General features: G+C 72.1%; 14 protein-coding genes. 7 read left to right on the top strand and 7 right to left on the bottom strand.

The window, feature by feature from the left end:
• Positions 1–63: 63 nt before the first annotated feature.
• Both D7318_RS24310 and D7318_RS24305 read left to right on the top strand, forming a co-directional pair.
• Positions 64–1,074 carry a polyprenyl synthetase family protein gene (locus D7318_RS24310; protein ID WP_120699333.1) on the top strand — a complete coding sequence of 337 codons (1,011 nt, stop codon included), beginning with the start codon at positions 64–66 and terminating at the stop codon, positions 1,072–1,074.
• A gap of 174 nt (positions 1,075–1,248) precedes the next feature.
• Entirely contained in the window at positions 1,249–2,130 is an 882-nt protein-coding gene (locus tag D7318_RS24305) for a LolA family protein (protein ID WP_120699332.1), read from the top strand.
• A gap of 72 nt (positions 2,131–2,202) precedes the next feature.
• Here D7318_RS24305 and D7318_RS24300 read toward each other — a convergent pair whose 3' ends face one another.
• From D7318_RS24300 to D7318_RS24290, 3 genes are all read right to left on the bottom strand, one after another.
• Positions 2,203–3,042, bottom strand: a complete 840-nt coding sequence (locus D7318_RS24300; RefSeq protein ID WP_183091584.1) for a S1 family peptidase — start codon at positions 3,040–3,042, stop codon at positions 2,203–2,205.
• Positions 3,043–3,209: 167 nt separating this feature from the next.
• Positions 3,210–4,724 carry an MFS transporter gene (locus D7318_RS24295; RefSeq protein ID WP_120699330.1) on the bottom strand — a complete coding sequence of 505 codons (1,515 nt, stop codon included), beginning with the start codon at positions 4,722–4,724 and terminating at the stop codon, positions 3,210–3,212.
• Between the two features lie 15 nt (positions 4,725–4,739).
• On the bottom strand, positions 4,740–5,348 hold the full coding sequence (locus tag D7318_RS24290) for a TetR/AcrR family transcriptional regulator (RefSeq protein ID WP_120699329.1): 609 nt from the start codon (positions 5,346–5,348) through the stop codon (positions 4,740–4,742).
• Positions 5,349–5,590: 242 nt separating this feature from the next.
• On the opposite strand from D7318_RS24290, the gene D7318_RS24285 reads away from it, so the two are divergent.
• From D7318_RS24285 to D7318_RS24265, 5 genes are all read left to right on the top strand, one after another.
• Positions 5,591–6,838, top strand: coding sequence for a helix-turn-helix domain-containing protein (locus D7318_RS24285; protein WP_120699328.1), 1,248 nt, complete (start codon positions 5,591–5,593; stop codon positions 6,836–6,838).
• Between the two features lie 261 nt (positions 6,839–7,099).
• Positions 7,100–7,504 (top strand): hypothetical protein, encoded by a 405-nt coding sequence (locus tag D7318_RS24280; protein ID WP_147437803.1) that lies wholly within the window; start codon positions 7,100–7,102, stop codon positions 7,502–7,504.
• Positions 7,501–7,773, top strand: a complete 273-nt coding sequence (locus D7318_RS24275) for a hypothetical protein (RefSeq protein ID WP_120699326.1) — start codon at positions 7,501–7,503, stop codon at positions 7,771–7,773. The genes D7318_RS24280 and D7318_RS24275 overlap by 4 nt, the downstream gene beginning before the upstream one ends.
• 304 nt (positions 7,774–8,077) lie before the next feature.
• Positions 8,078–8,407: a hypothetical protein gene (locus tag D7318_RS24270; protein ID WP_120699325.1), complete on the top strand. Its 330-nt coding sequence runs from the start codon at positions 8,078–8,080 to the stop codon at positions 8,405–8,407.
• On the top strand, positions 8,404–8,676 hold the full coding sequence (locus D7318_RS24265) for a hypothetical protein (RefSeq protein ID WP_147437801.1): 273 nt from the start codon (positions 8,404–8,406) through the stop codon (positions 8,674–8,676). The genes D7318_RS24270 and D7318_RS24265 overlap by 4 nt, the downstream gene beginning before the upstream one ends.
• A gap of 190 nt (positions 8,677–8,866) precedes the next feature.
• Here D7318_RS24265 and rarD read toward each other — a convergent pair whose 3' ends face one another.
• The 4 genes from rarD to D7318_RS24245 form a co-directional block, all read right to left on the bottom strand.
• On the bottom strand, positions 8,867–9,820 hold the full coding sequence (rarD, locus tag D7318_RS24260) for an EamA family transporter RarD (RefSeq protein ID WP_120699323.1): 954 nt from the start codon (positions 9,818–9,820) through the stop codon (positions 8,867–8,869).
• Positions 9,821–9,958: 138 nt separating this feature from the next.
• Positions 9,959–11,053, bottom strand: a complete 1,095-nt coding sequence (locus tag D7318_RS24255) for a 2-oxoacid:ferredoxin oxidoreductase subunit beta (RefSeq protein WP_120699322.1) — start codon at positions 11,051–11,053, stop codon at positions 9,959–9,961.
• The gene (locus D7318_RS24250; protein WP_408055527.1) at positions 11,043–13,007 is read right to left on the bottom strand and encodes a 2-oxoacid:acceptor oxidoreductase subunit alpha; all 1,965 of its coding nucleotides are present in this window, start codon (positions 13,005–13,007) and stop codon (positions 11,043–11,045) included. The genes D7318_RS24255 and D7318_RS24250 overlap by 11 nt, the downstream gene beginning before the upstream one ends.
• Positions 13,008–13,052: 45 nt before the next feature.
• Positions 13,053–13,712, bottom strand: coding sequence for a response regulator transcription factor (locus D7318_RS24245; RefSeq protein ID WP_120699320.1), 660 nt, complete (start codon positions 13,710–13,712; stop codon positions 13,053–13,055).
• Positions 13,713–13,780: the final 68 nt, after the last annotated feature.

Genomic DNA, 13,780 nt, shown 5'->3' with positions numbered 1-13,780 from the left:
GTGATCCACTTCCGACCGGATACGCTGCCGGGGACCAACGCACGTGAGACAGGGAGAACGCTCGTGACCGTCGTGGGGCCCTTCGGGGTGAGCGTGCGGGACCCGGCCCTGGAAGCCGATGTCCAGGCCGGCCTCTCGGCTGTGGAGGCCGGGCTGGCAGAGGCCACCAAGAGCGATGTCCCTTTCATAACGGAGACGGCCCAGCATCTGGTGCGGGCCGGGGGGAAGCGGTTCAGGCCGCTTCTGCTGCTGCTGGCCGCGCAGTTCGGCGATCCGCACGCCCCGGGGGTGGTGCCGTCGGCCGTGGTGGTGGAGCTGACCCACCTCGCCACGCTGTACCACGACGACATCATGGACGAGGCCGAGATGCGGCGGGGGGTGCCGAGCGCCAACGCCAGGTGGAACAACTCGGTCGCGGTGCTCACCGGCGACTTCCTCTTCTCCCGCGCCTCGACGATAGTGGCCGACCTGGGCCCGGCCGCGGTGCGCATCCAGGCGGAGGCGTTCGAGCGGCTGGTGACGGGTCAGATCCTGGAGACGGCGGGGCCGCGCGAGGGGGAGGACCCCATCTCCCACCACCTGGACGTGATCGCGGGCAAGACGGGCTCGCTCATCGCCGTCGCGGGGCGGATGGGCGCGTTGATGTCCGGCGCCTCGGAGGCGGTGGTGCACGTGCTCGCGCAGTACGGGGAGCGGATCGGGATCGCGTTCCAGCTGGCGGACGACGTGCTCGACATCACGAGCGACGGCGGCGAGTCGGGGAAGACCCCCGGCACCGATCTGCGCGAGGGCGTGGTGACGCTCCCGGTGCTGCGGCTGCGGGAGATGGCCGCGCGGAGCGGCTCGCCCGACGACCTGGCGCTGTGCGAGCTGCTCGGCGGCGATCTGACGGACGACGGGCGGCACGCGGAGGCGCTGGCGGCCCTGCGCGCCCACCCGGCCCTGACGCGGGCGCGGCAGGACGCGCTGTCGTTCGCCGAGCAGGCCAGGCGCACGCTCGAGCCGCTGCCCGACTGCTCGGCGAAGACGGCGCTTGCCGAGCTGTGCGACGCGGTGGCGGACCGCACATCCTGAGGAGACGGAGGGTGAACCCTGTCGTTCGACGGGGTACATCCCCTACGGGATGGCGCCGGTGAAGCGCCTTCCGGTCATCCGCTGGTCGTAGAGGCGGAGACTCCCGTGGGCGGATGCCGGAAAGGCCCCGGGCTGATGCAATTGAGGTGCTGAAGCCGAGTGGAGGGGCATTCGATGGCAGGGAACAGCGCTATCCGCAGGGCGGCCGTGCCCGCGGCGGTCATCGCCGGGATCGCGGCGGTGGGGGCGGGTCTGTGGCCCGCCCTCGCGAGCGACGGGAGTCCGGAGCTGCCGGACATCACGGCCGATGAGCTGCTCGTGCGGGTCGCCGAGTCGGACACGGCCCAGCTCTCGGGCACGGTGCGGGTCGACGCGGATCTGGGGGTGCCCGACCTCGGCGGGATGCTGGACGGCGTGCTGAGCGGCGTCGAGGGCCCCGCCGGGCGGCTCGCGGGGCTGGCGACCGGGGACAGCACGCTCGAGGTGGCCGTCGACGGGCCCGACCGGCAGCGGGTGGGCCTCGAGAGCGGCGGCGAGGAGTTCAGCGTCATCCGCAACGGTGACGAGCTGTGGGCGTACGACTCCGAGGGCGACACCGTGTACCACGCGGAGGTGCCCGAGCACGGGGAGTTGTCGGAGCTCGGCGCGGAGGGCGCGGGGGACGGGGACGCGTGGGCGGCCGGGCTGACCCCGCGGGAGCTGGCCGAGCGGCTGCTCGACCGGGCGGGCGAGCACGCGGAGGTGTCCGTGGACGGCACCGCCCAGGTGGCGGGCCGCGCGGCGTACCAGCTGGTGATCGTTCCGAAGGACGCGGACGCGCCGCTGAGCGAGGCGCGGATATCGGTGGACGGCGAGACGGGGGTGCCGCTCGCGCTGACGGCGGAGGGGCCCGAGGGGCGGGTGCTCGACGTGGCGTTCTCGCAGATCGACTACGCCCAGCCGCCGGGCGCGGTCTTCGAGTTCACGCCGCCGAGCGACGCCGAGGTCGTCGAGGTGAACCCGGAGGCGCCGCTGGGCGGCCTGCTGCCCGACGTCCTGCCCGGCTTCGGGCGGTAGCGCGCGGCGCCGAGCATGCGAAAGGCAGGGCCCGCCGTCGCGGTGGGCCCTGCCTCATGGGGCGTGCGGGTGTCAGTCCGCGATCGTGTCCTGGATCCAGTCCTGGACGAACGGCACGCCCGCGAGGACGTCGGAGCCGACCGCGCAGCCGTCGCCGACGCCGCGGCTCACCGTGCCGACCACCTCCCAGCGGCCGCCGTTCCAGTGCAGGCCCGGCGAGCCGGAGTCGCCGTTGCACAGGCCGCGTTCGGGCTCGGGGCTCACACACAGGTCGCCCTCGGCGATGTCCCACGCGTCGCCGACCACACACGACAGCTCGGGGGCGACCTCGGTGTCGAGCTGGCGCAGCCGGGTCGGGATCTCGGGGCCGCCGGTCTGTGTGTAGCCCCAGCCGAGCAGCCGCAGCTTGGTGCCCACGCCGGGCAGCTCGTCGGCGAGCGCGACGGGCGCCTGGTCGACCGGCCGGTCCAGCTTGACCAGCGCCATGTCCGCGACCTGGAGGGGGTCGCCGGAGAACCACAGCGGGTGGATCACGATCTCCTCGACGAGCGCCTCCTCGCCGCCGCTCATGCGGTCGAGGGAGCCGACGCGCACATCGAACAGGTCCGCGTCCCGCACCTCGCCCGTGGCCCTGTCGCTGAAGCAGTGCGCGGAGGACAGGACCCACTGCGGGGCGATGAGCGAGCCGCCGCAGCGGTGCCGCATCTCGCCGTTGTCGCGCAGCATGTCGATGGTGACGATGAAGGGGTAGGAGCCCCTCGCCTCGTCGCCGCCGACGATGAGCGGGGCCACGGTCTCGCCCGTCTCCCCGCTCCCTTCGGCGTGCGCGGTGCCCTGCACGCCCGCGAGCAGGCTGGCCGCGAGCGCCAGGGCCAGCGTGCCTGCCGAGAGTATGCGACGGCGTGGGCCCAACGATCTCTTGCTCCTCAACGTTCTCTTGCGCATGGAAAGCGTCCTCTTTCTCTTCACACGTGGGGGTGAAAGCGTTTGCCCCCGGGAAAGAGGGTGCAGCGCACGGGAGTTGGTGTCCAACGCGGAGCGACCGAGCTGTTCGTCCGCTGTAGCGGACCTGTAGGGGGTCACATGTGGACCGCCGGGGGTCCTGAGGTCGACGCCGCCGCGGGGACTCCCCTGCGGTAGATGAGGAACGACGCGACCATGCCCGCCACGAAGAACGCCGCCGACCACCAGAACGCCGTGGCGTAGCTCTCGAGCCCGGCCTGGGCCCTGACCACGGGGTCGGTGGGGTCCTTGTCCCGCAGGAAGTCGCTCGCGGCGCCGGCCGCCAGGGTGTTGAGCACGGCGGTGCCGATCGAACCGCCCACCTGCTGCATCGTGTTGACCGTCGCGGAGGCCACGCCCGCGTCCTCGGGGCGGACGCCCGCCGTGGCGAGGTTCATCGCGGGGGCGATCACCAGGCCGATGCCGAGCCCGGCCACGATCGTCGGGGGCATGACGTCGGCGGCGTACCCGCTGTCCAGGTCGAGCGCGGTCAGCCACGCGAGGCCCGCGGCGCCCAGGCCCATGCCCGCGGTGACCAGGACGCGCGGGCCGAGCCGCGGCAGCAGCACCGTGCCGACGAGCGCCGCGCTGACCATGAGACCGCCGATCATCGGCAGGAACGCCAGGCCCGTCTCGATCGGCGAGTACCCGAGCGACAGCTGGAGGTAGTACGTCAGGAAGAGGAAGACGCCGAAAAGACCGACGCCGCTGAGCAGGACGGCGACGAACGACGCGCCACGGTCCCGTTCGAGCAGCACGCGCAGCGGCAGCAGCGGGTGGGCCGACCGCGTCTGCCACCAGCCGAACGCCGCGAGCAGCGCCACGCCCGCGGTCAGGCAGCCCCAGGTCGCGGGGTGGCCCCAGTCGTGGCTCTCGGCGTTGGCGAATCCGTAGACCAGGCCGAACAGGCCCGCCGAGACCAGCACCGTCCCCGGCACGTCGAGCGTCGCCCCCGCCACCCGCCCGGTGCGCGCGAGCAGCGCGGCGCCGCCGAGGAACGCGACGGCGGCGAAGATCAGGTTGACGTAGAGGGTCCATCGCCAGTTCAGCTGCTCGGTCAGCACGCCGCCGAGCAGCAGGCCGATCGCGCCGCCCGCGCCCGCGATGGCGCCGTAGACGCTGAACGCCTTGGCGCGCTCCTTCGCGTCCGTGAACGTCGTGGTGAGCAGCGACAGCGCGGCGGGCGCCAGGAGCGCGCCGAAGACGCCCTGGAGCGCCCTCGCGGTCACCAGCACCTCGAAGCTCGACGCGGCCCCGCCGAGCGCGGACGCGGCGGCGAAGCCGACAAGTCCTGTCAGGAAGGTGACCTTGATGCCGAACAGGTCGGCGATCCTGCCGCCGAGCAGCAGGAGGCTGCCGAAGGCGAGGGCGTAGCTGGTGACGACCCACTGGCGGTCGCCGTCGGAGAAGCCGAGGTCCCCCTGGGCCGATGGCAGGGCGATGTTCACGATGGTGGCGTCGAGGACCACCATCAGCTGGGCGATGCCGATGACACCGAGGATCCACCAGCGGTGGGAGGGACTCGCCCCGCCCGTCGGCCCCTTGGTGGGCTCGATCGGTGGCTGGTCGGGGGCGATCTGGGGCTGAGACATGCGGTCACGCTCCGGTCAACTGTGCAGCAGGGCGGGCAGCAGGGTGCTGTCGAGAAAGCGGAGGAGGTAGTCGGCGTCGGCGTACTCGTCCTCGAAGAGCGGACGGCTCACCACGGTGGCGAAGACCATCTGCGGGAGGAACGCCATCGCCGCGGGGCGCCGGTCGAGCTCGCCGCGCGCTATCGCGCGGTCTATGAACGTCGTGAACTCGTCGATCTCCGGGTCCACCAGCTTCTGCCGCAGCGCGCGCGCCAGCTCGTGGTCGTCGAGCGTCGCGCGGGCGAGCCCGGCGATCAGCGCGGTGTCCTGCTCGGCCTGGTCCGAGACGCGGGTGAACAGCGAGTGCAGGTCCCCGCGGAGCGATCCCGTGTCGATGTCGGCCACGGGCGCGGGCCTGTGCGCCCGCAGCGCCGCGGCGACCAGCTCGTGCTTGCTGTGCCACTGGCGGTAGAGCGTGGCCTTGCCGCACCGGGCGCGCGCCGCGACCGCGTCCATGGTCAGCGCCTCGTAGCCGTGGTCGCGCAGCAGCTCCACGACCGTCGCGAGCACCTCGGCCTCGCGCTCGGCGGTCATCCGCGGGCGGCGGACGGGTGCGGACCCGGTGGGGGTGTGCGTGTCGGCCATGGCGCTGCTCCAGTCATATGGGTGTACTTATTGAACGGAACGGTCTCGTTCCAAAAGTACGCCGCCGACCGGGTGAGACGCAACCGTGGGTCAACGCGGAGTGACGCGTGTCAGTCGCGCACCGCGGCGTCCTCGTGCGCCGGGGCGGGCGTGTGCCGGGGCGGTGTGCCGCCGACTCGGCCACGTGAAGAGGGCCTTGCCCCTACCCTGACAGTGTCGAGCTGATCAGAAGGAGCAAGGCCATGCCCTCCGACGCTAGCCCGGATCCTTACCTTGAGCCGCTGTCCTTCGGCCAGCGCATGGAGGTGCTGCGCAACCGCCGGGGCATGAGTCGCCCCGTCCTGGCCGGGCTCCTGGGCATGTCCCCGTCGTGGGTGAAGCAAGTGGAACGCGGACGCCTGGGTGTCCCCAAGCTCGCCATGATCCTTCGGATCGCCGAAGTGCTGCGCATCCGCGACCTCTCCGAGCTGACAGGCTCCCAGGCCATGGCCACCGACCTGTTCATCGGCCCCGGGCACGCCCGACTCGCCGCCGTTGCCGAGGTCATCAACGCGTTCCCGCTGCGCGCCGAGGACCGGCAGGCGCCCCCGCCCGAGCACCTGGCCGCGCGCCTGTCCCGGGCGTGGGCAGCGCGGCACTCCGCACCCAACCACCGCGACGTCGTAGGCGCGCTGCTGCCCGGCCTGATCCGGGACGCACAGCTCACCGCGAGGCAGGCGGAGACGAGCGCCCAGCGGCGAGCGGCGCAGGCCGTGTTGGCCGAGACGTACAGCCTCAGCCAGTTCTTCCTGGCGTACCAGCCGGAGTCGGCGTTGCTGTGGCGCGTCGCCGAGCGCGGCATGGTCGCCGCGCAGGAATCCGACGACCCGCACGCGATCGGCGTCGCCGCGTGGCTCTTGGCCCAGGCCCACCGTGATGCCGCGCGGTTCGACGCGGCGGATGCCATCACCCACGAGACGCTGCGCTACCTGGAGCCGCTGCTCCCTGACGCCGCCGACGATGTCCTGGCGATCGCGGGGGCGTTGCGGTTCGAGGCCGGGTACACGGCGGCCCGCCGCGGCGACAAGGGCGTCGCCTGGGGCTACTGGGACCAGGCCAGGGCGGCCGCCGACCGGCTGCCCAAGGGCTACTACCACCCCGTCACCAGCTTCTCGCGAGCCGTCATGGGCGCCCACGCGGTGACCATCGCGGTCGAACTCCACGCCGGGGGCGAGTCGGTACGGCAGGCCGCCGCGACGGAGGCGACGACTATCCCGTCCCGGCCGCGCCGCGCCCGGCACCGCATCGAGGAGGCCCGCGGCTACCAGTTGGACGGGCAGGTGGACACAGCGCTCGCGATGCTGGAGCGGGCGCACGAGGCCGCGCCGGAGACGATCCGCTACAACGGCTACGCCAGGCGGATCGTGCTGGAGGAGACGGAGTCCCGGCAGCCCGCGCGCCGTCAGCGCGCCTCCCAACTCGCCGTGCGGCTGGGCATGCTGACGGCCTGAACAGGTGCGCGAGGGGCACAAACTGTGCCCCTCGCTCAGCTCGGGCGCCCCTACGGTCATCACACCCCTGATGACCGAGGAGGGCGTCATGCCTGGACCCACCCCGCTGCCGGAGCCCGCGCCGCCGCCATTGTCCGACGATGAACCGATGACGGTGATTGTCGGGCGGGAGTGCCCGCCCGCGGTGCCGCTTGCTCTGTGTCCGGGCTGCCCGGAGCGGGTGCGCGACCGCGCCGCCCACGTGGGTTCGGGCGGTGTGTCGTGACGGAGCGCTGCGCGTCGTGCGGGACGACGATGCCGCCGTTGACGGTGGTGGCGGTGCACCATGCCGGGTCGGGGGGCGGGTGGACGCATCGCGCGTGCGCGAGCTGCCTGGCGCGTGAACGGCTGATCCCGCTCACCTTCCACCCGCTGCGCCACGACGGGACACGCCTGCCCTATCCGGAGATCGTTCCGGGTGAACTGGTCGCCACGCTCGCGCCGTTGGGCGAGTCGCCCGTGCTGGCCGCCCCGATCGGGCGGCTGCTGGCGGCCGTGGCCCGCACGAGGGACCGCACGCTCGACGCCGACCAGCGGCACGCCGCCCACGACGAGGCCCGCGCCACCGTCGCACAACTGCGGAAGGCCGCCCGACGAGCGAGCCACGCCGTCCGGGAGGCGCGGTGAACGGCGCGATTGATCTCTATCTCCGCGACCCGGACCGAGGCAACGACCAACCCGTCAACGGCCGCTGCTGGCTCGGATGCGACCCCGAGACCCTTCAGCCCGTGGTCTGGATCGGACCCGTCTCCATCGCATCGCCGAACGGCATCGCCACCGCACCCGCCTACGCCTGCCCCCGCTGCGTACGCCGCCTCTACGCCATGGCCCGCGCCGACGAGATCGAACGCGACCGCCCCACCCACCTCGCCGAGCAGCCGCACCACCACCCCTGACCCCTGCCGTCACCCCTGAGGCCGCCCCACCGGAGAAGGCACGGCGGCCCGGGTGGCAGCAGGCCCAAGCCCGCCCGGCCCACGACCGGGCGGACATCCCCGGAGCCGCTTCCTCCTCTGCGCGCCCCGGGGCACCCGCCCGCCCCGTCCTGGTCACGACCGGGGCGGGCGGCCAGTCCTTGTCCATCACGATGACCTTCCGGAGTCCGCCATCTTCTGGCCATTCCTCTTCTGGCCCCCGACCCGGCCCTACCCCTCGCACATCTCCCGGCCCACCCGATGGCGACGCCGCCCGCGGCCGCGGATGTCCACGGCCAGCGGCGTGCACCGTGTCGAGGTCACCACGGCATCGGTCCTCACCGGGGACGTACTGACCATCGGCGAGCGCCACTTCAAGGTCATCACCCGCACCCGCGTCCACGGCGGGATCAGGCTGGGGCTCACCTCGGGCCACCTGTTCGTCATGCCCCACCGCACCACCCTCACCGTCTGGCGCGCCGACCCACCCGGCTTACGGCCCTCCTCCTTCTGGGAGACAGCTCTCCGCCAGCCCACCCGGGCGGAGATCGTTGCCCAGACCGCCGTTGGCTGCGCCCTCGTCATCGTCATCGCCCTGGCGGTGATCGCGCGATGAACCCCACCGGGATGGTGGCGATCGAGATCACCGCCACCACGGTCAGGGTCGGCGACCAACTGGTCGTTGGCGGACGGCCCTACACCGTCTGCGACATGAGCGCGCTCGCCAGCGGCGGCAAGCTGCTGCACTTCCACGGAGGCGAGTCCTTCCACATGGGCTGCTTCACCGTCCTGTGGGCCAGCCGCCACATCTCCCAGCTGCCGGGGTTCATCGCGCCGCGCGCCAGACGTTACGCGGAGACGCGGCGCCAGCGCGCTACCCGATAGCGAAGGGGTAAACGACCCCCAACCCGCTGAGCGCCGGGGCGAGCGGCCACCCCTGATCCCCCCTGCCGCCGTGTGTGAGGTCGCGTCCCGCTGGGGACGGGTGCGGCCCGGACGGCGGCAGGGGCCCACCCCGCGGGCTTGATGCCATGGGAGCGGCATAGATCAAGTCCTCGCCGGGGAGTGACGGGCCTCAGTCGCGCACCGCGGCGTCCTCGTGCGCCGGGGCGGGCGTGTGCCGGGCCACCGTGCGCCGGCGCATGCGGGCCTGGCGCAGGGCGTCCCAGGTCAGCAGGGAGAGCGCGGACCACACCAGCAGGAATCCGGCCCAGCGCTCCGGCGGCATCTCCTCGTGGAAGACCAGCAGGCCCAGCACGAACATCGTCGTCGGGGCGAGGTACTGGAGGAGGCCGAGCGTGGACAGGGGGAGGCGGACGGCCGCAGCGCCGAAGAAGATCAGCGGCAGCGCGGTGGCAAGACCCGTGCTGATCAGCAGGAGCGCGTGGCCCGTTCCCTCGGTGGTGAACGACGAGTCGCCGCGCGCCGAGAGCGCCACGAGGAAGCCGAGGGCGGGCAGGAACTGGAGCGCCGAGTCGGCCGTGAAGCCCTCGAGGCCGTCGAGCCCGGTCCGCTTCTTGACCAGGCCGTAGAGGGCGAAGGTCACGCTCAGGGACAGCGAGACCCAGGGGACCTGGCCGTAGGCGACGCTCATCACCAGCACCGCCGTGCCGCCGATGGCCACGGCCACCCACTGGAGCGGGCGCATCCGCTCCTTCAGCAGGAGGACGCCGATCGCGATGCTGAGGAGGGGGTTGATGAAGTATCCGAGCGAGGCTTCGAGGACGCGGCCCTCGGCGATGGCCCAGATGAAGATCCACCAGTTGACCGCTATGAGCGACGCCGACGTGGCGAGCAGCGCCAGCCGCCTGGGCTGGCGCAGCAGCGGCCTGATCCAGGACCAGCTGCGGGCGGCCAGGAGCAGCAGCACGGCCGTGGGCAGCGACCACACCATGCGGTGGGCCAGCACCTCGGAAGGCCCCGCCGACTCCATCAGCTCCCAGTAGAGCGGCAGCAGGCCCCAGATGCCGAAGCACGCGAAGCCGTACGCGAGACCGGCCCGGCTCGCCGTTCCGCCCCCTGCTGCCATCGCTGCCTCCCGCCGTCGAGCGCCGTCGTGTCGCCGTGCCGGGGGCGTTCCCCCGAGGGTGAGCGCCGCGCGGGCGGGGTGGTATTCCCGGGGTGCTCATTCCCGGGGTGACAGCCCGTCACCCCGGGGGTGCCCCGGTCAGCCCGCGACGGTCCAGGTGTCGTTCCCGGCGAGCAGCGTCGCCAGGTCGCCCTTGCCGCGCTGCTCGACGGCCTGCTCGAGCTGGTCGGCCAACAGGTCCTCGTACGCGGGACGTCGAACGCTGCGGAAGACGCCGATGGGCGTGCGGTGCAGGGTCACCGGGTCGGCCAGGCGCGAGAGGGCGAACGCCGTGGTGGGCGACGCGGCGTGCGCGTCGTGGACGACAAGACCCTCGGTGCCGTGCTCGGCGACGTCCACGACGACCAGGTCGCCGCTCGCCGGGTCGCGGACCACGCCCTTGCCGCCGAGGCCGTCATCGGCCGGGGCGCCGAAGCGGATCGGCTCGCCGTGCTCGAGGCGGATGACGGCCTCCTGGGCGCGCTGTTTGTCCTTGACGGCCTCGAAGGCGCCGTCGTTGAAGATGTTGCAGTTCTGGTAGATCTCCACCAGCGCCGAGCCATGGTGGGCGGCGGCCGCGCGCAGCACGCCCGTCAGGTGCTTGCGGTCGGAGTCGATCGTGCGGGCCACGAACGAGGCCTCGGCGCCCAGCGCGAGCGACAAGGGGTTGAACGGGGTGTCGAGCGAGCCCATCGGCGTGGACTTGGTGATCTTGCCCGGCTCGGACGTCGGGGAGTACTGGCCCTTGGTGAGGCCGTAGATCCGGTTGTTGAACAAGAGGATCTTGAGGTTCACATTGCGGCGCAGGGCGTGGATCAGGTGGTTCCCGCCGATCGACAGGGCGTCGCCGTCGCCCGTGACGACCCACACGGACAGGTCGCGGCGTGCGGCGGCCAGGCCTGTCGCGATGGCCGGGGCGCGGCCGTGGATGGAGTGCATCCCATAGGTGTTCATGTAGTAAGGGAAGCGGGACGAGCAGCCGATGCCGGAGACGAAGACGATGTTCTCCTTGGCCAGGCCGAGCTCGGGCATGAAGCCCTGGACGGCGGCCAGCACGGCGTAGTCGCCGCAGCCAGGGCACCAGCGGACCTCCTGGTCGGACTTGAAGTCCTTGGCGCTCTGCGGCTTCTCCGCGGTGGGAACAAGGGAAAGCGCGGTCCGCGGACCGGTCTTGATGGGCGCCTCAGCGGGCATCGTCCAGGGCCTCCTCGAAAGCGGATGCGAGCTGCTCGGCCTTGAACGGAAGGCCGGTGACCTGGGTCAGGGACCTGATGTCCACCAGGTACTTCGCGCGCAGCAGGGTGGCGAGCTGACCGAGGTTCATCTCGGGGACGACGACCCGGTCGTAGGCGCGCAGCACCTCCCCGAGGTTCTTGGGGAAGGGGTTGAGGCTGCGCAGATGGGTCTGGGCGACGCTGCCGCCCGCCCGGCGGATCCGGCGGACGGCCGCCGTGATCGGACCGTAGGTCGAACCCCAGCCGAGCACCAGGAGCTTGGCGCCCTCGCCGGGCGGCCCCTCGGGGTCGTCCACGACCAGGTCGGGCACGTCGATCCCGTCGATCTTGGCCTGGCGGGTGCGGACCATGTGGTCGTGGTTGGCCGGGTCGTAGCTGATGTTCCCGGTGCCGTCCTGCTTCTCGATGCCGCCGATGCGGTGCTCGAGCCCGGGGGTGCCGGGGACGGCCCAGGGGCGCGCGAGGGTGGCCTCGTCGCGCTTGTAGGGCCAGAAGACCTCGGTGCCGTCGGGCAGCGTGTGGTTCGGCCCGGTGGCGAACCGCACGCGCAGGTCGGGCAGCTCGCCCGTCTCGGGAACGCGCCAGGGCTCCGACCCGTTCGCCAGGTACCCGTCGGAGAGCAGGAACACCGGGGTGCGGTAGGCGAGCGCGATGCGGGCGGCGTCGATCGCCGCGGTGAAGCACTCGGCCGGGGTGGCGGGGGCGACGATCGGCACCGGGGCCTCGCCGTTGCGCCCGTACATCGCCTGGAGCAGGTCGGCCTGCTCGGTCTTGGTGGGCAGCCCGGTGGAGGGGCCGCCGCGCTGGATGTCCACGATGAGCAGCGGCAGCTCGAGGGAGACGGCCAGGCCGATCGTCTCCGACTTGAGCGCGACGCCGGGGCCCGACGTGGTGGTCACGCCGAGCGCCCCGCCGAACGCCGCGCCAAGGGCCGCCCCGATACCGGCGATCTCGTCCTCGGCCTGGAAGGTGCGGACGCCGAAGTTCTTGTGGCGGGACAGCTCGTGCAGCACGTCGGAGGCGGGGGTGATCGGGTAGGAGCCGAGGAAGAGGGGCAGGTCGGCGCACTGCGACGCGGCGATCAGGCCGTAGGCCAGCGCCAGGTTCCCGGAGATGTTCCGGTAGGTGCCCGCGGGGAACGCGGAGGCGGCGGGGGCCACCTCGTAGGAGACGGCGAAGTCCTCGGTGGTCTCGCCGAAGTTCCAGCCGGCGCGGAAGGCCGTGATGTTCGCCTCGGCGAGCTCGGGGCGCTTGGCGAACTTGGACCGCAGGAACCGCTCGGTGTTCGCCGTCGGGCGGTGGTACATCCAGGAGAGCAGGCCCAGCGCGAACATGTTCTTCGAGCGGCCCGCCTCCTTGCGGGTCAGGTCGAAGCCCTTGAGCGCCTCGACCGTGAGCGTGGTCAGCGGCACGCGGTGCACGCTGTACGCGTCGAGGGAGCCGTTCTCCAGGGGGTTCCCGTCGTACCCGACCTTCGCCAGGGCGCGGGTGGTGAACTCGTCGGTGTTCACGATGATCTCGGCGCCGCGCGGCACATCGGCGAGATTCGCCTTGAGGGCGGCGGGGTTCATCGCGACGAGCACGTCGGGGGCGTCACCCGGGGTGAGGATGTCATGGTCCGCGAAGTGCACCTGGAAGGAGGAGACTCCGGGGAGGGTGCCGGCCGGTGCCCGGATTTCCGCGGGGAAGTTCGGCAGCGTCGACAGGTCATTCCCGAGGGACGCGGTCTCGGAGGTGAATCGGTCCCCCGTCAGCTGCATTCCGTCCCCGGAATCCCCCGCGAAGCGGATGATCACCCGGTCCAGGCGCCTGACGTCCTTGCTCCCCAGGTGCGCCTGGTCGACCTCAGTGGTCACTGCTGTAGCCCTCCTTCGAGGCGGCTCTTCACCAGCCATGGTACGCGGGTTAGGCATACCTTCCTGATGGTGATCAGATCATGGACAGCCTGTCAGGGGGGACTACGAATTGAGGTAGGTCAGAACTGCCAGAACCCGCCGGTGATCTGTGTCACTCTGCGCCAAGCCGAGCTTCATAAAGATGTTGCTCACGTGTTTTTCCACCGCGCCGTGACTCACCACGAGTTGGGTGGCGATCGCGGAGTTGGTGCGGCCCTCCGCCATTAGTCCCAGGACTTCCCTTTCCCTGGGGGTGAGTCCGGCCAGGACGTCCTGCTTACGGCTTCGGCCGAGCAGCTGGGCCACGACCTCGGGGTCGAGCGCCGTGCCCCCCGTGGCGACGCGGGCGACCGCCTCGACGAACTCGCTGACGTCCGCGACCCGGTCCTTCAGCAGGTAGCCGACCCCGCGCGACGACCCGGCGATCAGCTCGGTCGCGTACTGCTCCTCGACGTACTGCGACAGGACCAGGACCCCGAGCGCGGGGAAGCGCTCGCGCAGCCGCACCGCCGCCCTGACGCCCTCGTCGGTGTGGGTGGGCGGCATCCGCACATCGGCCACGACCACGTCGGGGAGGGCGCCGCCTTCGGCCAGCCCCGACACCGCGGCGATCAGCGCCTCCCCGTCCCCGACGCCCGCGACGACCTCGTGCCCGCGGTCGTTGAGCAGCCTCGTGAGGCCCTCCCTCAGCAGCACCGAGTCCTCGGCGATGACTACCCGCACGTCCCGTTCCCCGTTCCCCTGATCACGTCGGCGTTCCCCCGGTCACATCGGCGGGATCCCCACCGGCT

Origin of the sequence: Streptomyces radicis, assembly GCF_003626575.1 — a bacterium.
Taxonomy (GTDB): Bacteria; Actinomycetota; Actinomycetes; order Streptomycetales; family Streptomycetaceae; genus Streptomyces; species Streptomyces radicis.
This window is presented reverse-complemented; position numbering and strand designations above follow the sequence as displayed.

Excerpts from the sequence above, each read along its gene's own strand:
- D7318_RS24265 (WP_147437801.1), top strand. The coding sequence starts at position 8,404 with ATGAACCCCACCGGGATGGTGGCGATCGAGATCACCGCCACCACGGTC.
- D7318_RS24250 (WP_408055527.1), bottom strand. The coding sequence starts at position 13,007 with ATGCCTAACCCGCGTACCATGGCTGGTGAAGAGCCGCCTCGAAGGAGG.
- D7318_RS24305 (WP_120699332.1), top strand. The coding sequence starts at position 1,249 with ATGGCAGGGAACAGCGCTATCCGCAGGGCGGCCGTGCCCGCGGCGGTC.
- D7318_RS24290 (WP_120699329.1), bottom strand. The coding sequence starts at position 5,348 with ATGGCCGACACGCACACCCCCACCGGGTCCGCACCCGTCCGCCGCCCG.
- D7318_RS24285 (WP_120699328.1), top strand. The coding sequence starts at position 5,591 with ATGCCCTCCGACGCTAGCCCGGATCCTTACCTTGAGCCGCTGTCCTTC.
- D7318_RS24255 (WP_120699322.1), bottom strand. The coding sequence starts at position 11,053 with ATGCCCGCTGAGGCGCCCATCAAGACCGGTCCGCGGACCGCGCTTTCC.
- rarD (WP_120699323.1), bottom strand. The coding sequence starts at position 9,820 with ATGGCAGCAGGGGGCGGAACGGCGAGCCGGGCCGGTCTCGCGTACGGC.
- D7318_RS24295 (WP_120699330.1), bottom strand. The coding sequence starts at position 4,724 with ATGTCTCAGCCCCAGATCGCCCCCGACCAGCCACCGATCGAGCCCACC.
- D7318_RS24270 (WP_120699325.1), top strand. The coding sequence starts at position 8,078 with ATGTCCACGGCCAGCGGCGTGCACCGTGTCGAGGTCACCACGGCATCG.